Raw genomic sequence first — 18,630 nt, forward strand, 5'->3', positions numbered from 1 at the left:
CCGCCCCTCGGCTGCCGGCGAGCCGGCGCAGCCTGCTTGAATGTCCCGGGGTTCGAGCAAGGGCGCGGACGGGTCCGCGCGCGAGGACGGTGGAGATGGACAGCGACCTGCACATCCGCATCGACGCCGTCGACCTGCCCGGCCTCACCTGCCCGCCCGGAGCACCCGCCGACGGCCATGTGCAGACGTACCGCAACGTCCACGTCGCCGTGCAGCGCCGGGCCCGCCGTGACGACCTCCTCGACATCCAGCCCGGAGACGCCACGTCCGCGACCTGGACACTGCCGTGCACCACGACCGCCGTAGCCACCGGCACCGACGTCAAGGGCCCCTATGTCCAGGGTCGCGCAGGTGAACGCTTCGTCCACCTGTCGTGGGGCACCGTCGACGAGCCCGGCACCTTCACCATGTTCCGTCGCGCCAAGCTCCTGCTCGGCGCCGTTCCCGCCGACGTACTCGACGCCGCGGTACGCACCGGCCTGCTCGTCGGGCGCCTCGGCCTGACCGACGCACACGGCTGCCCCCTGTGCGCACGGGTCGTTCCTCCGGCCATCACCTGGACCGCCGAACCGGCCGTCTGAGGGCGGTCACGGTCACGCGACGCTCATCGGGAAGCTGTCCGGCCGGAGAGGGAACGCGCACCGACCTGGGCAACCACGGCTCCAGGCGCCTACGCGGACATGGGGGATGGGCAGGCACACCTATTCGCATGATACATCCCACTGAATGAGCGTCAGGGGAGCTATGCGGAAAACACCCGAGGTTGCTCAGGATGCCGAAACAGTGGGTGCATATCGTCGACCGGGCGTGGCAAGGGACAAAAACCGAGAACGGCCACCATCTTTCTTGCACGGGTGGCCTGCGCCGGCAAGGAGGGAGCGACGTGGGTTGCTCGCACACCGTAGGATGCCCGCTTTTCCCCCTGCTCAGGGCGAGTTTGCAAGGCTGGCGAGACCACTACTGTGACAGCGAGGACCAGTGGCGCGAGTGCGCGCGCTACCAGATGGCCCTCACCGGGGAGCGCGTGCCCATCAGCCTGCTGCCCAACGGCGCCCGCGCCCGGCACCTCGAAGACATGGCCGGCACGGGCCGGTCCGGCGCGGCCGAACCGGGGCAGGCGCCCCGGCAGGCCCCGCCGGACCGGCCCGATGCGTGGTCACCGGACACCGGGTCCTGGTCACAGCCCGCACCGGCCCGGCCACCTGGGCCGTCCGGACCCATGATCGGGACGCCGCGGCCCATGGCCTGGATCGGGTCGGCACCCCCGTCGGCCCCGGTCTGGCCTGACAGACCGTCAGTGCCCGTACACGTGCCGAAGACTTCGGACCGCCCCGCTCGACACGCGCGGCAGGCGCCGGGCTCGAAGCGCGGCTGGTGGAATCGATTCGCCGAGTGGATGAAAGGTCCCGCATGACTACCTACTGGCCCTGGTGGGCGGGCGCCGCCGGCCTCGCTCTGGCCACCATCAACTACACCCTCATCTCCGATCGGTCCTTCGGGGTGTCCTCCGCGTGGGACCGTGTGCTGCACTGGCGCAGTGAACGCCGCCTCGAGCGGATGGAGGAGGAGTTCACCGACGAGCAGGCTCTGACCGAGGCACTCGCCGCGGCCACGGCGGAACACTTCGGCACCGCCGCCGGCACGTCCACCGTGCCCCCGGTTCCCTCCGGGCAGCCACGGCCGCTCGGAACGGAGACCGAACCGGCGGCGAGTGGGCGTCCCGCGGCGACGAGCCTGCGCCCGGCCCCGCTCGTCACCCAGGCGGCCCTTCTGGTGTCGATCTTCCTCGGTGGGTTCATCGCCGCGGTCACCTCCGGGCGGTTCCATCTCCGATACGACATGGGCCCGGGTTTCAAGAACCTGGTCACCGCCGATCCGATCACCATGACGGCCCTGCTGTTCGTGGGAGGCGTACTGGTCGGCTTCGGCACCCGGCTGGCCGGGGGGTGCAACTCCGGACACGGACTCAACGGCTGCGGCCGGCTGCGCCCGGTCAGCATCGTCGCTACCGCCGTGTTCTTCTCCACTGCAGTCGCGGTGTCGTTCCTGCTGTGGAAGGTGATCTGATGCGTACCCGAGGCGCGATCCTGCTGGCCAACATCATCACCGGACTGGTCCTCGGCTTCACCGTCGCCAACATCGGCTACGGCGACTACGCCGAGCTGAACCGCATGTTCACCTTCCAAAGCATGCGCATGTTCTACTCCTTCGCGGGTGCCGTGGTGATCATCGTGTGCGCGTTCGCCGTGCTGCGGGTCCCCCGCACCCCGGGGCGCATCCACGCCGGCGTGGTGCCCGGTGCGGTCCTGTTCGGTACGGGCTGGGCGATCTCAGGCGGATGCCCGGCCATCCCGATCACCCAGGTCGCCGGCGGATACCTGCCCGCCCTGGTCACCATCGCCGGCATCACCGTCGGCATCCGGCTGTGCCGCTGGACCAACGCCCGCTACTTCCACCTCGACCGCGGCTCCTGCGGCCTGTGACCGACACGGCGTCGTCTTCGCGGGGCAGCGGGAGCGCGCGTGGGGAATGACGGGAGCAAAAGTGTCGTTGGCACCTGTCATGCGCGCTCCTTCCCCACGGCCCCCGGCTCCTCGCATGCCGCTCGCCGTCTACGTCCTCGGTCTGTCCGTGTTCGCGCTCGGCACGAGCGAGTTCATGCTCTCCGGGCTGCTGCCGCCCATCGCCGAGGACATGGACGTGTCCATACCGCAGGCCGGCTTGCTGATATCGGCGTTCGCAATCGGCATGGTGATCGGCGCGCCGCTGCTCGCGGCGGCGACGCTGCGCCTGCCCCGCAAGACGACGCTCGTCGCCCTGATCTCGGTGTTCGGCCTCGGCCAGGTCGCGGGCGCGCTGGCGCCGACGTACGAAGTCCTGTTCGTCTCGCGGGTGGTGAGCGCCCTGGCGTGTGCCGGTTTCTGGGCGGTCGGCGCGGCCGTCGCCATCGCGATGGTGCCGGTGACGTCACGGGCCCGGGCGATGGCGGTGATGATCGGCGGGCTGTCGATCGCCAACGTCCTGGGTGTGCCGGCCGGTGCCTTCCTCGGCGAGCACCTGGGGTGGCGGTCGGCGTTCTGGGCGGTGGCCCTGGCGTCCGCGATCGCGCTGGCCGGTGTGCTGACCCGGATCCCACGCATCCCGCTGCCCGAGCGGCGCCCGGCGCTGAAGGGCGAGCTGGCGATCTACCGGGACCGCCAGGTCTGGCTCTCCATCGGGGTGACCGCGCTCGCGGCAGGCGGGGTGTTCTGCGCCTTCTCGTACCTGGCGCCGCTGCTCACCGACGTGGCCGGGCTGGCGGACGGCTGGGTGCCGACGGTGCTGGCGCTCTTCGGCGTCGGGGCGCTGGTCGGTACGACGATCGGCGGCCGGGTCGCCGACGCGCACCTGTTCGGCGTGCTGCTCTCCGGCATCACCACCTCCACCGTGCTGCTGGTCGCCCTGGCGCTGTTCGCGTCGAGCCCGGTGGCCGCGGTCGCCCTGTCGTTCCTGCTCGGCTTCTCCGCGTTCTACACGGCCCCGGCGCTCAACGCGCGCATGTTCAACGTGGCGGGCGCCGCGCCCACACTGGCCGGCGCGACCACGACGGCCGCCTTCAACCTGGGCAACACCGGCGGCCCCTGGCTCGGCGGCACGGTGATCGACGCGGGTCTCGGCTTCGCATCCACCGCTTGGGCGGGCGCGGCCATGGCCTCGGTGGCGATCGCGCTGGCGGCCGTGTCGCTGCGCCTGCACAGCCGGTCCCGCGTCGTACGGACCGGCGCGCCGCGCGGCGTTCGTGCGCGGGCCACGTCCGGTGGAGCGGACGTCGTGGAAGACGACGGCGCGCCGGCGCCGGCGGCGTGCATCGCCGTGTCCGGCGCCGACGGCGGCGACGAGCGGGCGGTTGCGGGGGTGCCCCGCCGCGACTGACGGAGGCGCGCCGCCGGTAGGGAGCGGATCGCCGATACCACGACTCCGGCACGAGCACCGCCACCACCCCTGCCACCGCCACTGTCGCTGTCTCGGCCACCGCCGACGGCGCGGCGATGGCGGGCACAGATGAGGGCGGTCACCGTACCGAGCGCCCCTTGAGCGCGCAGCAGGCCGCTTCGGACGCGCTCCACCGGAAGCGCCCTGAGGGCGCCGGGCAGCCCTCCGCCCTGGGGAGCGGGCCGCCCGGCGCGGACGTGTCCTTCTGTGTCAGTTCTGCCGCAGGGCCGGCATCGGGAGCGGGATGTTGTAGGCCGTCGCGCCTGCGCCGACGCCGCCTTCGCAGGTGTTGGGCGGGGTCGTGCCGGTGCCTCGGGTGGAGGGGCGTTCGGCGGCCCAGAACATGTAGCCGAGCATGCCGGAGGTGGTGCCGGCGCCGTTGGGGGCGACGGTCCGGGTGAACGAGCCGGTGGAGTTCTGCAGGGAGTTGGCGAAGTCCGTGCACTCGGGCAGCGACTTGCTCTGGTCGCTGATGTAGACGGAACCGGTGAACTTGGCCGGTGCCAGCGGTGGCACGGGCGGCGAGTACGTCGGCTTGCCGTCGACGTGCTCCTGCCAGTTGGCGATCGCCGAGCTGGTCGAGGGCTGGCGGGAGGGGACCATCGCGTTGGCGTAGTCGAGCACGGGGGTGTCCGTGCGCAGCCAGTCGGCGGTGGCCTTGCGGTCGAGGTCGATCAGCCACCGGTCACCGGCGGCGACGTCGATGGTCAGACGGGCCGTCGGGTCGGCTCCCGTGGCGTCGTAGGGGTGCACGGCCCGGTAGGCGCTGATGAACGACTGCAGGCCGGTGAGGTCCGGGCCGCTGTTCTGCTCGTAGTCGATCTCGATGCCGACGCCCAGGTCGCTCGCCAGGGCAGCGGCCCGCTGTCCGAGCAGGGTGGGGTTCTCGGCGAGCGCGCTGTCCCAGGAGTCCGTATAGGTGATGCCGCCGATGGAGAGCATCACGCGGATCCCGTGGGAGGTGAAGTACTGCACGATGTCCTTGGTCATGCCCCTGGGCACGCCGTTCAGCGTGGTCGCGTCGGTCGTGCCGTGCAGCAGTTTGAGGGGCTCGACGAAACTGAGCACGACCAGGTTGACGGAGGGCCGGCCGTCCCCGCGGTCGATCAGCCAGTGGTTCTGCGCGTCGAACTCGGCCACCGTGCGGACGGTGCCCCAGACACAGGCGTCGTTCGAGCAGTGCCAGGCGCCGTAGACCTGCGGCGGGGTACCGGTCGCGGCCGAGGCGGAAGCAGCGTGCGGGACGAGCAGGGCACCGAGCAACCCGAGCGCGACGAGCAGACGGTGGCGGAGTCTGTGGCGCATACATGCCTCCGGAGAAGGAGCGGCCTACGGGACGCGGGAGGTGGCGCGGGCAGCGTGGCAGGTTCAGACCAATCCGACAAGAGGGCGGGCAACCGGAGGCGGCACGGCAAGGACCCTTGCATCACCCGGTTCTTGGGGTGGCGTTCGCTTCGCTCCGACTCCTGGTGCTGCTGCTCGGGCCGCTCTACTGTCCTCTCTCATGACGTTTTCGATCGTGGCCCGGTCCGGTGAGGCCTTCGGTGTCGCAGTGGCGAGCAAGTTCTTGGCGGTCGGTGCCGTGGTGCCGGCGGCGGAGGCCGGGGCAGGGGCGGTGGCCACCCAGGCAGCGGCGAACCTGCGCTACCTCCCGCAGGGACTGGCGCTGCTGCGAACGGGCGTGCAGCCCGCGGACGTGGTGGCGGGTCTCGTGGCCATGGACCGGGATCGCGCGCACCGTCAGCTGGGGATCGTGGGCTCCCAGGGCCTCGGAGCGACCTACACGGGTGAGGAGTGCCTGGACTGGGCCGGTGGGACGGCGGGCGACGGCTATGCGATCCAGGGCAACATCCTCACCGGGCCGGAGGTGATCGAGGCGATGGAGTCCGCCTGGCTCTCCTTGCCGGACGTTGCGTTCGACCGGCGGCTGCTCGCGGCGCTGGAGGCGGGCGACGCCGCGGGCGGTGACCGCCGGGGCCGCCAGAGCGCGGCCCTGTATGTGGTGGCTCCGGGTGCCGGGTACGGCGGCGGCAGCGATGTCGCCTGCGACCTGCGCGTGGACGACCATGCTGACCCGGTAGCGGAGCTGAGGCGCCTGCTGGACGTTCACGAGCTGTTGTTCGGCAAGCCCGACCCGGACGCCCTGCTGGAGCTGTCGGGTGACCTCAAGGAGGAGGTCGAGAACCTGGTCACCGCCCGCGGTCACGCCTCCCTGGAGGTGTGGGCGGGGGTGGAGAATCTCGAGAACCGTCTGGTTCCCGGCAAGATCGACCCGGTGGTGCTCGCCTGTCTTCGGAACGGCCATGCCCACGACGAGGCCTGACCCCGGCACGACTCCCGGCTGCGGCAGACCTCCTCCCCCGCATGCTCGCGGCCGAACGTGTCACGGGTGGAAGTGCGTGAGGGACTGGGCGACGCACGCCGGTTTGGCCGCCCCTTCGAGTTCGAAGATGAAGGCACGGTGCATCTGGACACCGCCACGCTTCACCTCGTGCACCTCGGTGATGGAGGCGTGCAGGCGGATACGGCTGCCGAAGCTGAGGATCATGTAACCGTGGGCGATGGTCCGGCCGTAGGGTCCGTACGCGGCTCGCCCGGTGTCGGTGTGGATCCACTGGTGGTCGCCGGAGACATCGGCGAAGGTGTCGATGAGTTGCTGCGTGACCTCCTCCCATGCGGAGTGGCCGAGATCGCGACCGGCAAGCTGCTTGATCTCCGGGATGCCGTGGACCGGTCACTGTCATGCGTGATGTGTCTCCTCGTCAGGCGCCGCGCCCGGTCGAAGGGGGCGGCGCCGGCGGGTGCGTGTGTGCGGTGGGTGGGTCAGGCCGGCACGGCGACCGTGGCGGGAGCCGGCTCGTCCAGGGCCCGCTCGTCGTGGTTGAGGCGCTTGAGCAGCAGAAGCATGCAGCCGAGGGTCAGGGCGACCTGGAAGACGACGTATCCGATGACGACGCTGATCGATCCGGTTCGGTTCAGCAGGAACTGGCCGATGATCAGGGTGGTACCGCCGAGCAACGTGCCGCACGGCTGGTAGCACAGGGAGATGCTCGTGCAGCGCAGGCGGGCCCCGGTGAGGGCAGGGTGAAGTCGACGTCGCCGGACCAGCCGTTGTACCCGACGTACAGCGCGCTGCTGGGATCGGAGAACTCCGTGCCGTCGATGCGCCAGGCCAGCGCGTGGTTGCCGGGATCGGACCAGTACGTGGTGTCCGGGGCGCTCCCGGCCGGCGTGAACCACTGGAGCCGGCCCATGCCGTTCCCGTTGGTGTCGGAGGCGGTGTAGAAGGGGGCCGGACGCAGCGCGGGGTGGGCCTTTCGGAAACCGAAGACCTCCCCGCTCGTGGCCTCAGGGGTTCAATCGGGCCTCGATGCCGTCGAGCAGAAAGGTCAGGCTGATCTCGAACTGCTCGTCCATATCGGGCCCGGAGGGTGCGCTCATCCAACGTGCGAGCAGCTCGCAGCCTGCTTGTTCGGCCAGCCCTTGAGCTGCGGTGACGGCCTCGGTGAGCCGCTGCGGGGTGTCGAGACCGAGCCGACGCCGCATCGCGTGCTCCTCGGCCACCTGTTGTGCGCTGCCCAAGGCGTGACGGTCGAGGACCGCCGCGTAGGCGACGGCCTGGCCGAGTGTGGCGCCTTGGCCCGCGAGGACACGGAGCTGGAACTCGGTGCGGCGCATCGTGTGCGGACCCAGCGGGGGGCGGGTCGGGGCGAGCTGGGCGTACCACAGGTGCCGCTTCGCCATCTCCCAGGTCTCCATGACCACCGCCCGCAGGTCTGCCCGCCAGTCGGGCCCCGGCACCGGGGGCAGCGCGATCTCCGCGGTGGCGGCGTCGAGCATCAGATCGACGAGTCCGTCCTTGCTGAGGACATGTCGATAAAGCGACATAGGCGTGTAGGGGCCCAGCCGTCGGGCCACCGCGGACATCGTCAGCGCTTCCGCGCCGCCCTCGTCGGCGACGGCCATGGCCGCTCGCACGATGTCCTCGCGATCCAGCGGGCTGTGCCGGCGCCTGGGCGCGGGCTGGGTCCAGATCAGCGATACACCGGGCTCCCCGGCCGGCTGTCGTACCTCGTCCACGGCTTCAGTTTACGTCATCAGCTAAAGTATATGGCGTATACGCAAGCGCGAGGAGAGTGTGATGGAGAGGGAAGCGACGCCGCCAGGGATCCGGCTGGGTATCTGCCGCGGAATCAGCTACGGACTGTTCGGTGCGCCGGACGCCTTCGTGCCGCAGATCCGGGCACTGGGTGGCACGCTCGTACGGGTCTATGTGTACTGGGGCCAGGTCGAACCACAGCCCGGCCGCTACGACTGGACGGCGGTGGACGCCGTCCTCGACCAGCTGGACCCGGCCGCCGAGACCTGGATCACGGTCTGCTCCAGTTCGCCGTGGGCCACTCGGACCCCCTCGAAGTTCTTGCCGTCGTCCCCGGCGAACGACAGCGCGCACTACGCACGCTTCATCGATCGCCTGGTCTCCCGCTGCCGGGGCCGTGTCGAGTACTGGCAGTGCGACAACGAACCCAGCAACACCGGCCTGCTCTGGGACGGCACCGCCGACGACTACGTGGCGCAGCTCGCTTCTTTCGCCCGGGCCGTGCGGGAGGCCGAGCCCGGTGCCCGCGTCGTCCTCGGCGGCTGCGGTTACGACGTGCTGTCCAGCCCACAGGACAGCCCCGCCCGGGCCTTCTTCGACCATGTGGTGGAGCAGGCCCATGACGACTACGACCTGTTCTGCGTGAATCTGTACGGCGATCCGCAGGACATCCCGGCGTACGTGGAGGATGCCCGCGCCATGATGCGCAGGCACGGCTATGAACGCCCCGTGGTGGCCGGGGAGTACAACGGCCCGACACTCTTCGAGTTCCCCGAGGCGCAGGCCGCGTTCCAGCAGGAGATGATCGCGGCCTTCACCGCACCCGCCGCGGGTCCGGATGAGGAGCCGCCGGACCGCCGGACCATGCGCGCCCTGTACGAGCGTGTGGCTGAGCTCCCGGACACCCTGCGGATGTTCCTGGCGGACTGCCCGCCGGAGCTGGCCGCGCGGCGGGACCGCATCAACTGCCGCCAGATCGTGACCCGCAACATCCTCGCCCTGGCCGCCGGCGTCAGCCGAACGGTCTGCTGGAACCTCGCCCCGGAGATCCCCGGCTACCGCGACCGGCTCAACCTGATGGACTTCCTCTTCGGCAAGCTGGCACTGCTCGACTACGACGGCACGGACCTGACACTCCGCCGCCCGTCGGCGGACACGTTCGCGCTCCTGGCCGGGCAGCTACAGGGTGTCGCTCATGTGCGGCGCATCCTTGCCGAGCATCGTCCCGATCTCCGCCTCTTCCAGGTGGAGCGGCAGGGGCACGGTCCCCTGGAGGTCATGTGGAGCGCCGGTGACGTATTCGCCGGCGAGGAACAGCCCGTCACGAGCATCGAGCGTCCTTGGCCATACGCGGCCGCCCACGCTGTCGACGCCTTCGGCACACCGGTGCCCGTGGAACGCGACGGCGCACTGGTCCGCCTCCCGGTCTCGGTGACACCGGTGTTCCTGTCCACTGAGCCGACACCGGAGCCGACGGCGATCACGGTCGACCGACGCGCGGGAACCACTCGGTGACAGCGGCCGACGAGAGCTCGATCTTGCGTTCCTCGGCCGTGAGGCCGCGGAGTGTCCGGAGTCCGTACAGAGCCAGGAGCGGTTTGACGATCATCCACTCGCCGGGGCGGTAGTCGTCCGCACGCACGAGTCTCTCGGCAAGGTCGGGGCGCTGCCGCCGCAGGTACGCGCGGGCCTTGAGCGCGTGAGCCGGCTGAGAGGCGATCCTGATGCGGGCGACGCCCTCGAGCAGCGGAGCCACGTTCGTGATGTTCTCCCATGTCGTCCTCGATCGGTCTTCGAGGAGCACTGTGCCGTCGAACCCGAGCACCGATTTGGCGTAGTCAGCCATCAACTGGGCCTCAGTGGCGCCGCCGCCGGCCGCACCGCCGCTGAAGATCACACGTGTGTCACGCGCGCTCTCCGCGGCGATGGAGCGGATTCCCGCCCGGACTCGCCAGCGGTTGATGAAGTTCGCCGTCGCTTGAGGGTTCCGGAAACCCAGCACGACCACGGCCTCGGACGCGCCCCCACTCTCCGCCGTCCTCCCCACGAGAGTTCGGGACCAGCGCCAGTTCAACCACTCGCCCCAGGCCAGGGCCGCTGCCCCGGCTACCGCCAGTACGGTCCTTCGTCGCATGCGGCGACTCTAGGGGGCGTGTCGAGTCGTGATCAATCAGGTCTGGCAGGCGGGGAGCGCACGGGCGCAGCCGGCGCGTCGAGGCCGCCGTCGGTGCGAGAGGGGGAAATACCGCGGCGTCGATCAAGGTTGGATGCGGAGAAGTCAACTGTCCGACCTCTGGAGCGCACATGACCCGCTCGTTCCTCTTTCTCCTCGCCGGCGCGCGATCGGACGGCAACACCGAACAGCTGGCCCGAGCCGCGGCGGAACAGTTGCCGAGCGCCACCGAGCAGCGATGGCTGGACCTGACCCAGCTCCGCCTTCCCGACTTCGTCGACGCGCGGCACGCCGACGCGCCCTGGCCGGAGCAGGAGAACGAGGAGCTGCTGCGGCAGGCGACGCTCGCCGCCACCGACGTCGTGATCGTGTCCCCGTTGTACTGGTACTCCCTGTCGTCGTACGCCAAGCGGTACCTCGACTACTGGTCGAAGTGGCTGACCACCCCGGATCCGGGCTTCAAGGCGAAGATGGCCGGCCGCACCCTGTGGGGCGTGACGGCGATGGCGCACCGCGAGGAGGTGGTGGCTCAGCCGCTGGTGCTCAGTCTGCACCACAGCGCCGCGTACATGGGCATGCGCTTCGGCGGCGTGCTGCTCGGCAACGGCTCCCGGCCGGGGCAGGTACTAGACGACGAGCGGGCCGCCGTCCGGGCCAAGACGTTCTTCAGCAGGGAAGCCCCGCTCGTCCGCTTCCCCTACGAGGAGGACTGACGGGCTCACCCGCCCCGCCCGGTCGAGCGCGTCCCACCGGAAACGAAAGCCGCCGAGCGCTGACCCCGCCCGGCACCCCTGGTTATGCTGCCGACGAAGCGTTCAGCGAAGCGCTCAAACGAACAGCGGGTTGTGAGGGGGCCATCAGCATGCGCGAACCGGTCGATCTCAGGCGCCAGCGGATCCTCGCGGCGGTGCGGTCGCGGGGGGCGACCCGGGTCAGCGATCTCGCCGAGGAACTCGCAGTGTCGGTGGTGACCGTCCGCAGGGACGTGGAGGAGCTGGCCCGCGAGGGCAAGCTGCGCCGCGGTCACGGCGTGGCCCGCCCGGTGCTGCCCGAGACGGAGCAGGTCGCCGCACCCGAGCCGCCGCCGGCCGACGGCGGTCCGGTCGCGGTCGTGGTGCCCGAGCGCCACGCGTATCTGTACGAGGCGCTGCACGGCGCCCGGACCGCGTTCGAAGAGGCCGGGATCCGTATCGCGCTGCACATCGCGCCGACCGGCCCCGGGGCCGAACGGTCTCTTGTGGAGCGGGCGTTGGCGGACGGCGCGCGCGGCCTGCTGATCGCTCCGCGCTGGCGCACCCGCGCCACGGAGGAGGAGGACTACGCCTGGCTGTCGCGCCTGGAGGTGCCCGCGGTGGTGATGGAGCGCAGGCCGCGGCGCGGCAGTGCGCTCCACGCCGTGGACACCGTCTGCACGGACCACTGGTACGGCATCCATCTCGCCGTCGGCCACCTCACGGAACTGGGACATCGGCGCATCGTGCTCGCCGCGCGCGACGACAGTCCGACCGCGCGCGCCATTCGTGCCGCCTTCACCGAGATCGCGGCGGACCACCCGGACGTCGACAAGTGGCTCGTGACGCTCAGCTCGCCGGGTGCGGCGCCCGACCCGACGGCCGGGAGCGCGGCGGCGCCGGTCGAACTCCACTCCTTGATTGCCGAGTTGGGAGCGACCGCGGCCGTGCTGCACGGCGACGTCGACGCTCTGATGCTGGTGCAGTCACTGCGCGACAACGGCGTGCGGGTCCCGGAGGACTGCTCCGTGGTCGCCTACGACGACGTGGTCGCGGCGCTCGGCAGCACTCCCCTGACGGCCGTGTCCCCGCCGAAGGCGGACGTCGGCCGCGCGGCGGCGGAGCTGCTGCTGCGCCGGCTCGACCTGCGGGACCCCGGAGGGGCGGCCGCGCCCGTGCGGCGGGTGGAGCTGCTGCCGGCGCTGAAGGTGCGTGGTTCCACGCAGGCACCGAACACGCCGTCGAGTCCGGAGCCAACCGCCGTCCCGGAATGAGCGTTTGACCGTTTCATTTTCTTCTGATCGATCTATTGACCCGATCGGTTCAGTCGATCAGTATTCCCGTGACTCGAACATGCAGGAGCCGCAGGAGCCGCGGGAGGCGCCCATGCCTGGTCGACAGAGCCGTCGATCCGTGCTCGCCGCGATCACCGCGCTGCCGCTGACGGGTGCCCTGGGCGCCTGCAGCGGGAACGACAGCGCATCCGCCCGATCCGGGAGCAGCAGCAAGTCCGGTACCAAAGGCACGACCACCATCACCTTCTGGTCCGCACTGCGCGGCAGCCAGCAGGTGGTGGACGCGTTCAACAAGACCCACGACCACATCCAGGTCGACTTCGAGCAGATCCCCTCCGGCACGCAGGGTGGATATCTCAAGCTGAGCAACGCGGCACGCGCGGGCAACGCACCCGACGTCGCCACCATCGAGTACCCCCAGCTCCCGGGCTTCGCGATCGACGGCGTCGCCCGCGACATCACCTCGGTGATCAGCGACGAGCTGAGGGCCAAGCTGCTGCCCCAGTCACTGGGCCAGACGACGTTCGAGAAGCGCACGTACAGCGTGCCGCTCGACCTCGAGCCCATGGTGCTGCACTACCGCAAGGACCTGTTCGACAAGTTCGGCTTCGACGTCCCCACCACCTGGGACGAGTACGCCGAGCTGGCCCGCCGGGTGCGCCGCACAGGAGGGGGCCGCAGGATCGCCACGTTCCCCACCGACGGCATGTCGCAGATGGCCGCCTGGTGCTGGCAGGCCGGAGCACAGTGGTTCGACATCTCCAAGGGTGCCTGGAACGTGTCCATGGCGGACGCCCCGACCCGGAAGGTGGCCGCGTACTGGCAGCGGCTCATCGACGAGGGCCTCGTCTACTGCAACTCCTCCACCTCCCGCCTCTACGACGCGCAGATCGGCAACGGCCTGGTCCTGACCCGGCTCAGCGGCGCCTGGGACGCGGGCGCGCAGATGAACGCGCGCCCGGAGCAGAAGGGCAAGTGGCGCATCGCCCCGCTCCCCCAGTGGACCCCCGGCAGGCCGGCGCTCGGCACCCACGGCGGCTCGACGTTCGCCGTCACCAAGGACAGCAAGCACCCCGAAGCCGCCATGGAGTTCATCGAGTGGCAGGTAGCGCACCCCGACGCCCTCAGGGCCCGGCTGTCCAGCGGCGCGAGCAGCCAGTACCCGGCCGCGACCGGACTCATCCCCGTGGGACGCGCCGCCTTCGACCGGTCGTACTACGGCGGCCAGGACATCTACCGGCTGTTCGAGGAGGAGGCCCACAAGATCCGCGACGGCTGGGTGTGGGGCCCGCGCATGACCGCCACCGGCTACGTCATGCAGGACGCGTTCGCCCGTGCCGGAGCCGGCTCGGGCACGATCCTGTCGGCCATGCGCGCCGCGCAGGACGGCACGATGCCCGACCTCAAGGCGCTGGGCCTGACCACCACCCAGCACTCGACGTGAACGCCCGCACCCCCGAGAGGCAGGTGACCCCATGACCGCGACAGCCCACGTCCGAACGGCGCAGGCCGCCCCGCCGCAGGCGGCGGACGTCTCCCGGCGCAAGGCACAGCGTTCGGCACAGCGCCGCCGCAACGGCGCCGCGGGCGTTCTGATGGCGCCCTTCTTCCTCCTTCTCCTTCTCGTCTTCCTGATCCCGGTCGGCACGGCGGTGTGGCTGAGCTTCTTCAGCGACGACCAGCCGGGCCTCGGTTTCGGCCCCGAGCGCACCGTGTTCGTGGGGTTGCGCTCGTACGCCGCCGTGGTCACCGACCCGACGTTCCTGTCCGGGCTCGGTACGGTCGGGCTGTACTGCGTGATCTACATCCCGCTGATGGTGATCGGCTCCCTGGCGCTCGCCCTGCTGCTGGACTCCGGTGTCGTCCGGCTGCGCTCCTGGGCCCAGTTGGGCCTGTTCCTGCCGCACGCGGTGCCCGGCATCATCGCCGCCCTGATCTGGCTGTACCTGTACACGCCCGGCATCAGCCCGGTCATCGAGGCCCTCGGCAAGGCCGACATCACGGTCGACTTCCTCGGCCTGCACACCACGCTGCCCTCCATCGTGAACATCGCCCTGTGGAGCAACCTCGGCTACAACATGGTCGTCTTCTACGCCGCCCTCCAGGCGGTCCCCCGTGAGGTGCTGGAGGCGTCCGTGGTCGACGGCGCGGGACCGGTGCGCACCGCACTCCAGGTCAAGGCGCCGCTCGTGCGCTCCTCGATCGTCATGGTCGCGATGTTCACGCTGATCTGGGCACTGCAGCTGTTCACCGAACCGATGCTGCTCCACCAGTCCTCGCAGATGATCAACACCCGGTTCTCGCCGAGCATGTACATCTACGACGCGGCCTTCAGCCGCAACAACTACTCACTCGCGGCCGCCGCGTCGGTGATCCTGCTGATCATCACCATCGCCATCTCCTACGGGGTCACCCGCTGGACCAACCGCGTCGAGAAGGCCGAGGAGCACGCCCGATGAGCGCCATGGACTCCACCTTGCTGCGCCCGCGCCTGCTGGGCCGGGCGACCGTCAACGTCGTCGTCGCGATCTCCGCCCTGTACACGCTGCTGCCGGTGCTGTGGCTGCTGCTCGCCGCGTCGAAGTCCCGCGACGCCCTGTTCAGCAGCAGCATCCTGTCGTTCAGCGACTTCTCCCTCGTCCAGAACCTCAAGGACCTGTTCGCCATGGACGGCGGACTGTACGGGCGGTGGTACGGCAACAGCCTGCTGTACGCCGTCCTGGGCGCGGCGCTCGGCGCGCTGATCAGCATCGGCTGCGGGTACGCCTTCGACAAGTACCACTTCCGGCACAAGGAGAAGCTGTTCGGCCTCGTGCTGGCGGCCGTGATGGTGCCGCAGACGGTGCTCGCGCTGCCGCTGTACCTGATCGCGTCCGAGACCGGGGTCGTGAACACCTTCTGGTCGGTGTTCATCCCCGTCCTGTTCAACCCGTTCGGCGTGTACCTGGGCCGCATCTTCGCCCAGGGCTATGTGCCCGACGAGGTTCTCGAGGCGGCCCGGGTCGACGGCGCGGGCGAGCTGACGACGTACGTACGCGTGTCGCTGCGCATGCTGGGCCCCGGCCTGGTCACGGTCTTCCTCTTCCAGCTGACGGCGATCTGGAACAACTTCTTCCTCCCGATGGTGATGCTCTCCAACCAGGACCTGTATCCCGTGAGCCTGGGCCTGTACCAGTGGAACAGCCAGGCGTCCGTCTCGCCCGAGTACTACCCGGTGGTGATCACGGGCTCGCTCCTGGCGGTCCTCCCCCTCATCCTCGCGTTCGTCCTCCTGCAACGGTTCTGGCGGTCCGGTCTGACGGCGGGGGCGGTCAAGTGAGCAAGCCACGCGCGGCGCTGGCCATGTCCGCCGAGGCGGCTGCCGCCGTCTTCACCCCGCGCGCGCTGGCCGCGCTCCGGGACGTGTGCGACCTGGCGCCGCTGCCCGTCCTCGACGACCTGAAGACGGCACGCGCCAAGGGCGTCCTCGCCGATGTCGAGGTGCTCGTCACCGGCTGGGGGTGCCCGCCACTCGACGCCGGCGTCCTCGCGGCAGCACCCCGGCTCAAGGCCGTCGTGCACGCGGCCGGCTCGGTGCGCGGGCACGTCACCGACGCCTGCTGGGACCGCGGTATCGAGGTGTCCTCAGCGGCCGCGGCCAACGCGCTGCCGGTCGCCGAGTACACGCTCGCCATGATCCTGCTGCACGGCAAGCACGTGCTGGAACGGGCCCGCGACTACCGGCGCACCCGTGAGCGCGACGACTGGCTCCGCACCTCGCAGGGGCAGGTGGGCAACTACCGCCGCACAGTGGGCATCCTCTCCGCCTCCCTGATCGGCCGGCGCGTCATCGAACTGCTGCGCCCCTTCGACTACGAGGTGCTGCTGCACGACCCGTACGTCACCGTGGCGGAAGCCGCCGACATGGGCGTGGAGCGAGTGGACCTGCCCGATCTCTTCTCCCGCAGCGACCTGGTGAGCGTCCACACGCCACTGCTGCCCGCCACCCGCGGCCTCGTCAGCCGTGAGCTGCTGGGCGCGATGCGCACGAACGCCGTACTGATCAACACCTCCCGCGGGGCGGTCGTCGATCAGGACGCGCTCACCGACGTGGTGCGCGCGGGCCGTATCCGGGCCGTGCTCGACGTGACGGACCCCGAGGTCCTGCCCGCCGACCACCCGCTGTGGGACTGCCCGAACGCACTGATCACCCCCCACCTAGCCGGTTCCCAGGGCAGTGAGTGGGAACGGCTCGCCGACTCGGCCGTCGGCGAGGTGGCCCGCTGGGCCGCGGGCACGAAACTCGCCCATCCCGTACGACGCGAAAGGCTGGCGTTCCTCGCATGAGCATCCCCTTCGACCTGCCCGCCGAGAACCGGGAGCTGAGCCCGTACACGGGCTACACCCGGGCGCATTGGGAAGCCGTCGCCGACGGGCTGCTCGGCGCCGCCTGGCGCTGGGCGACCCCCGGCGGCGCCCTGCTGGACCTGCCGGGCCGTCCCTCCCGGTCCGGTGTCCGCTCGGACGGCCTGGAGGGCTACGCCCGTACGTTCCTGGCGGCCGGCTTCCGCGTCGCGGGCGCCGGCGGCAAGGACGGGCACGGCTGGCTGGAGCGGTACGCGGACGGACTCGCGGCGGGCACCCGCACACCGGGCCGCGACGACGCCGAGTCGTGGCCGCTGATCCTCGACCACCATGTGCAGGGCCAGCCGATGGTCGAGTCGGCGTCGGTGGCGCTCGGCCTGTCCCTGACCCGGCCGTGGCTGTGGGACCGGCTCGACGGCGACGTCCAGGACCGGGCCGAGACGTGGCTGCGCGGCGCCGTCACGCACACCCCCGCGCCGAACAACTGGTACCTCTTCCCGTTCATGGTGGCCTCGTTCCTGGAATCCGTCGGCCGCGGCGACCGGGCGACGGCGCGGGCCATGGAGCGGGCGCTGGACCTGATGGAGACGTGGTACCGGGGCGACGGCTGGTACGCGGACGGCGACGGGCGGGCCTTCGACCACTACAACGGGTGGGCGCTGCACCTGTATCCGCTGCTCCACGCCCATCTGTCGGACGACTCGGTGCTGTCGGGCCGGTTCGGGCCGCGGCTGCGCGAGCATCTGGAGGGCTTCTCCCTCCTCTTCGGCGCCGACGGGGCGCCGATCCACTTCGGGCGCTCGCTGACCTACCGGTTCGCGGCGGCGGCCGCGGTCGGCGTGGGTGCCGTCACGGGTCACACACCGCTGTCCCCGGGCACGTCACGCCGTCTGATCAGCGGCAGCCTGCGCTACTTCCTCGACCGGGGCGCGGTGACGGACGAAGGGCTCCTCAGCCTGGGCTGGCACGGCCCGCACGCCGCCACGCTGCAAAGCTACTCCGGCCCCGCGTCCCCGTACTGGGCGTCGAAGGCCTTCGTCGCGCTGCTCGCGCCGGAGGACCACCCGCTGTGGACGGCGACCGAGGAGCGAGCCCCGAGCGAGGGCCCCGACCGGGTGCTCGCGCTGCCCGCGCCCGGGCTGTTGGTGCAGTCGACCGGGGCCGACGGGATCGTGCGTCTGCACAACCACGGCAGTGACCACGTCCGGCCGTACGAGGGCGAGTCCGCGGCGGAGGACGACCCGCTGTACGGCCGCCAGGCCTACTCCACGCACACCGGCCCCACGTCCCGGGACAACATCGCGGACAACCATCTGTCCGTGGAGGTCGGCGGCATCCCCAGCGCGCGGCGGCGCGTCCGTCCACTCGGCGCGGGAGGGGGCGACGGGTGGGGCTGGGCGGCCTCCTGGCACCGGCCGGTGTTCGACTCGGGGCCGCCGATGGTGCCCGGGCTGCGCGTCGAGAGCGTGACCGTGGCGCGTGGGCGTCACGAACTGCGGATCCACCGCGTGGTCGGGGCGCCGTACGGGGCACGGGTCACGCTCACCGGGTGGGCCACGCAGGCGCTCCGCTCCGATCTGGTGGGGCTGCACGGCTGGGGTGAGCCGGATCAGGTGCGTGCGCCCGAGGGCACGGCGTACGAGCCGTGGGTGCGGATCCCCCGGCTCTCGGCGGACGTTCAGGGCACGGCGGTGTTCGTCGCGCTGGCCGGCTTGGGAGCGGACGCCGATGCCCCGCCACTCGCCGACGCCGTCGCCGAAGTGATTTGGGCGGACGGGGAGTTGCGGGTGCGCTGGGCCGACGGCCCGCAGACCGTCGTGACATTCGAACCGCTGCGCGTCACGACGGCACAGATCTGACGGAGCCGCCTGCGCCCCACCGCGGGGGCGTGGCGTGGCGGGATGCGGCCGGGGCCCGGGCGCACGGATTCGGACAGGCGCGCCCGGGACACGACCGCGCGAGGCGGTGGTCGGCGGGCCGGCGCCGGCCGGCGCTCCGGGGCATCCCGGAGACCGT

General features: G+C 70.9%; 19 protein-coding genes. 13 read left to right on the forward strand and 6 right to left on the reverse strand.

Annotated elements, in window-relative coordinates; translation table 11 throughout:
- Window positions 1–95: 95 nt before the first annotated feature.
- The 4 genes from IE318_RS04565 to IE318_RS04580 all read left to right on the forward strand — a co-directional run bounded on the left by IE318_RS04565 (window position 96) and on the right by IE318_RS04580 (window position 3,912).
- Window positions 96–581 (forward strand): DUF5990 family protein, encoded by a 486-nt coding sequence (locus IE318_RS04565; RefSeq protein ID WP_189896633.1) that lies wholly within the window; start codon window positions 96–98, stop codon window positions 579–581.
- A gap of 829 nt (window positions 582–1,410) precedes the next feature.
- Entirely contained in the window at window positions 1,411–2,067 is a 657-nt protein-coding gene (locus tag IE318_RS04570) for a YeeE/YedE thiosulfate transporter family protein (RefSeq protein WP_189896636.1), read from the forward strand.
- Window positions 2,067–2,483, forward strand: a complete 417-nt coding sequence (locus IE318_RS04575) for a YeeE/YedE thiosulfate transporter family protein (RefSeq protein ID WP_030178445.1) — start codon at window positions 2,067–2,069, stop codon at window positions 2,481–2,483. Before IE318_RS04570 ends, IE318_RS04575 begins: the two co-directional genes overlap by 1 nt.
- Window positions 2,484–2,598: 115 nt before the next feature.
- On the forward strand, window positions 2,599–3,912 hold the full coding sequence (locus IE318_RS04580; RefSeq protein WP_189896639.1) for a Cmx/CmrA family chloramphenicol efflux MFS transporter: 1,314 nt from the start codon (window positions 2,599–2,601) through the stop codon (window positions 3,910–3,912).
- A 270-nt stretch (window positions 3,913–4,182) separates the two neighbouring features.
- Here the strand turns inward: IE318_RS04580 and IE318_RS04585 are convergent, their stop codons facing one another.
- Window positions 4,183–5,277: a glycoside hydrolase family 18 protein gene (locus tag IE318_RS04585; RefSeq protein ID WP_189896641.1), complete on the reverse strand. Its 1,095-nt coding sequence runs from the start codon at window positions 5,275–5,277 to the stop codon at window positions 4,183–4,185.
- 199 nt (window positions 5,278–5,476) lie between these two features.
- Here IE318_RS04585 and IE318_RS04590 point away from each other — a divergent pair, with 199 nt between their 5' ends.
- Complete coding sequence (locus tag IE318_RS04590; RefSeq protein WP_189896644.1) at window positions 5,477–6,295, forward strand: DUF1028 domain-containing protein; 819 nt, start codon at window positions 5,477–5,479, stop codon at window positions 6,293–6,295.
- Window positions 6,296–6,355: 60 nt separating this feature from the next.
- On the opposite strand, the gene IE318_RS04595 is transcribed toward IE318_RS04590, so the two are convergent.
- The 4 genes from IE318_RS04595 to IE318_RS04610 all read right to left on the reverse strand — a co-directional run bounded on the left by IE318_RS04595 (window position 6,356) and on the right by IE318_RS04610 (window position 8,052).
- A complete protein-coding gene (locus IE318_RS04595) occupies window positions 6,356–6,694 on the reverse strand; it encodes a MaoC/PaaZ C-terminal domain-containing protein (protein ID WP_189897116.1) in 339 nt (112 codons plus the stop codon).
- Window positions 6,695–6,795: 101 nt separating this feature from the next.
- Complete coding sequence (locus IE318_RS04600) at window positions 6,796–6,990, reverse strand: hypothetical protein (RefSeq protein WP_229903333.1); 195 nt, start codon at window positions 6,988–6,990, stop codon at window positions 6,796–6,798.
- The gene (locus IE318_RS46480; protein WP_373311067.1) at window positions 6,969–7,226 is read right to left on the reverse strand and encodes an early set domain-containing protein; all 258 of its coding nucleotides are present in this window, start codon (window positions 7,224–7,226) and stop codon (window positions 6,969–6,971) included. The genes IE318_RS04600 and IE318_RS46480 overlap by 22 nt, the downstream gene beginning before the upstream one ends.
- Window positions 7,227–7,320: 94 nt before the next feature.
- Window positions 7,321–8,052, reverse strand: a complete 732-nt coding sequence (locus IE318_RS04610) for a TetR/AcrR family transcriptional regulator (protein WP_189896647.1) — start codon at window positions 8,050–8,052, stop codon at window positions 7,321–7,323.
- Between the two features lie 61 nt (window positions 8,053–8,113).
- Between IE318_RS04610 and IE318_RS04615 the strand changes: the two genes are divergently transcribed.
- Window positions 8,114–9,586, forward strand: a complete 1,473-nt coding sequence (locus tag IE318_RS04615) for a hypothetical protein (RefSeq protein WP_189896649.1) — start codon at window positions 8,114–8,116, stop codon at window positions 9,584–9,586.
- On the opposite strand, the gene IE318_RS04620 is transcribed toward IE318_RS04615, so the two are convergent.
- Window positions 9,552–10,205: a YdcF family protein gene (locus IE318_RS04620; protein ID WP_189896651.1), complete on the reverse strand. Its 654-nt coding sequence runs from the start codon at window positions 10,203–10,205 to the stop codon at window positions 9,552–9,554. The genes IE318_RS04615 and IE318_RS04620 overlap by 35 nt on opposite strands.
- Before the next feature lie 170 nt (window positions 10,206–10,375).
- Here IE318_RS04620 and IE318_RS04625 point away from each other — a divergent pair, with 170 nt between their 5' ends.
- The 7 genes from IE318_RS04625 to IE318_RS04655 all read left to right on the forward strand — a co-directional run bounded on the left by IE318_RS04625 (window position 10,376) and on the right by IE318_RS04655 (window position 18,473).
- Complete coding sequence (locus IE318_RS04625; protein WP_030184976.1) at window positions 10,376–10,957, forward strand: flavodoxin family protein; 582 nt, start codon at window positions 10,376–10,378, stop codon at window positions 10,955–10,957.
- 149 nt (window positions 10,958–11,106) lie between these two features.
- Entirely contained in the window at window positions 11,107–12,249 is a 1,143-nt protein-coding gene (locus IE318_RS04630) for a substrate-binding domain-containing protein (protein WP_189896653.1), read from the forward strand.
- Between the two features lie 112 nt (window positions 12,250–12,361).
- Window positions 12,362–13,714, forward strand: coding sequence for an ABC transporter substrate-binding protein (locus tag IE318_RS04635; protein WP_189896656.1), 1,353 nt, complete (start codon window positions 12,362–12,364; stop codon window positions 13,712–13,714).
- Window positions 13,715–13,745: 31 nt separating this feature from the next.
- A complete protein-coding gene (locus IE318_RS04640; RefSeq protein ID WP_189896658.1) occupies window positions 13,746–14,729 on the forward strand; it encodes a carbohydrate ABC transporter permease in 984 nt (327 codons plus the stop codon).
- The gene (locus tag IE318_RS04645) at window positions 14,726–15,589 is read left to right on the forward strand and encodes a carbohydrate ABC transporter permease (protein ID WP_189896660.1); all 864 of its coding nucleotides are present in this window, start codon (window positions 14,726–14,728) and stop codon (window positions 15,587–15,589) included. Before IE318_RS04640 ends, IE318_RS04645 begins: the two co-directional genes overlap by 4 nt.
- A gap of 23 nt (window positions 15,590–15,612) precedes the next feature.
- Window positions 15,613–16,596 carry a hydroxyacid dehydrogenase gene (locus IE318_RS04650; protein ID WP_189897119.1) on the forward strand — a complete coding sequence of 328 codons (984 nt, stop codon included), beginning with the start codon at window positions 15,613–15,615 and terminating at the stop codon, window positions 16,594–16,596.
- Complete coding sequence (locus IE318_RS04655) at window positions 16,593–18,473, forward strand: DUF2264 domain-containing protein (RefSeq protein ID WP_189896662.1); 1,881 nt, start codon at window positions 16,593–16,595, stop codon at window positions 18,471–18,473. The genes IE318_RS04650 and IE318_RS04655 overlap by 4 nt, the downstream gene beginning before the upstream one ends.
- Window positions 18,474–18,630 lie beyond the last annotated feature (157 nt).

It is taken from the genome of Streptomyces spiralis (genome assembly GCF_014654675.1).
Lineage (GTDB): Bacteria > Actinomycetota > Actinomycetes > Streptomycetales > Streptomycetaceae > Streptomyces > Streptomyces spiralis.

What these genes read in the sequence shown, in the direction of transcription:
- IE318_RS04565 (WP_189896633.1), top strand. Translation starts at nt 96, where the DNA reads ATGGACAGCGACCTGCACATCCGCATCGACGCCGTCGACCTGCCCGGC.
- IE318_RS04570 (WP_189896636.1), top strand. Translation starts at nt 1,411, where the DNA reads ATGACTACCTACTGGCCCTGGTGGGCGGGCGCCGCCGGCCTCGCTCTG.
- IE318_RS04575 (WP_030178445.1), top strand. Translation starts at nt 2,067, where the DNA reads ATGCGTACCCGAGGCGCGATCCTGCTGGCCAACATCATCACCGGACTG.
- IE318_RS04580 (WP_189896639.1), top strand. Translation starts at nt 2,599, where the DNA reads ATGCCGCTCGCCGTCTACGTCCTCGGTCTGTCCGTGTTCGCGCTCGGC.
- IE318_RS04585 (WP_189896641.1), bottom strand. Translation starts at nt 5,277, where the DNA reads ATGCGCCACAGACTCCGCCACCGTCTGCTCGTCGCGCTCGGGTTGCTC.
- IE318_RS04590 (WP_189896644.1), top strand. Translation starts at nt 5,477, where the DNA reads ATGACGTTTTCGATCGTGGCCCGGTCCGGTGAGGCCTTCGGTGTCGCA.
- IE318_RS46480 (WP_373311067.1), bottom strand. Translation starts at nt 7,226, where the DNA reads ATGGGCCGGCTCCAGTGGTTCACGCCGGCCGGGAGCGCCCCGGACACC.
- IE318_RS04615 (WP_189896649.1), top strand. Translation starts at nt 8,114, where the DNA reads ATGGAGAGGGAAGCGACGCCGCCAGGGATCCGGCTGGGTATCTGCCGC.
- IE318_RS04620 (WP_189896651.1), bottom strand. Translation starts at nt 10,205, where the DNA reads ATGCGACGAAGGACCGTACTGGCGGTAGCCGGGGCAGCGGCCCTGGCC.
- IE318_RS04625 (WP_030184976.1), top strand. Translation starts at nt 10,376, where the DNA reads ATGACCCGCTCGTTCCTCTTTCTCCTCGCCGGCGCGCGATCGGACGGC.
- IE318_RS04630 (WP_189896653.1), top strand. Translation starts at nt 11,107, where the DNA reads ATGCGCGAACCGGTCGATCTCAGGCGCCAGCGGATCCTCGCGGCGGTG.
- IE318_RS04635 (WP_189896656.1), top strand. Translation starts at nt 12,362, where the DNA reads ATGCCTGGTCGACAGAGCCGTCGATCCGTGCTCGCCGCGATCACCGCG.
- IE318_RS04640 (WP_189896658.1), top strand. Translation starts at nt 13,746, where the DNA reads ATGACCGCGACAGCCCACGTCCGAACGGCGCAGGCCGCCCCGCCGCAG.
- IE318_RS04645 (WP_189896660.1), top strand. Translation starts at nt 14,726, where the DNA reads ATGAGCGCCATGGACTCCACCTTGCTGCGCCCGCGCCTGCTGGGCCGG.
- IE318_RS04650 (WP_189897119.1), top strand. Translation starts at nt 15,613, where the DNA reads ATGTCCGCCGAGGCGGCTGCCGCCGTCTTCACCCCGCGCGCGCTGGCC.
- IE318_RS04655 (WP_189896662.1), top strand. Translation starts at nt 16,593, where the DNA reads ATGAGCATCCCCTTCGACCTGCCCGCCGAGAACCGGGAGCTGAGCCCG.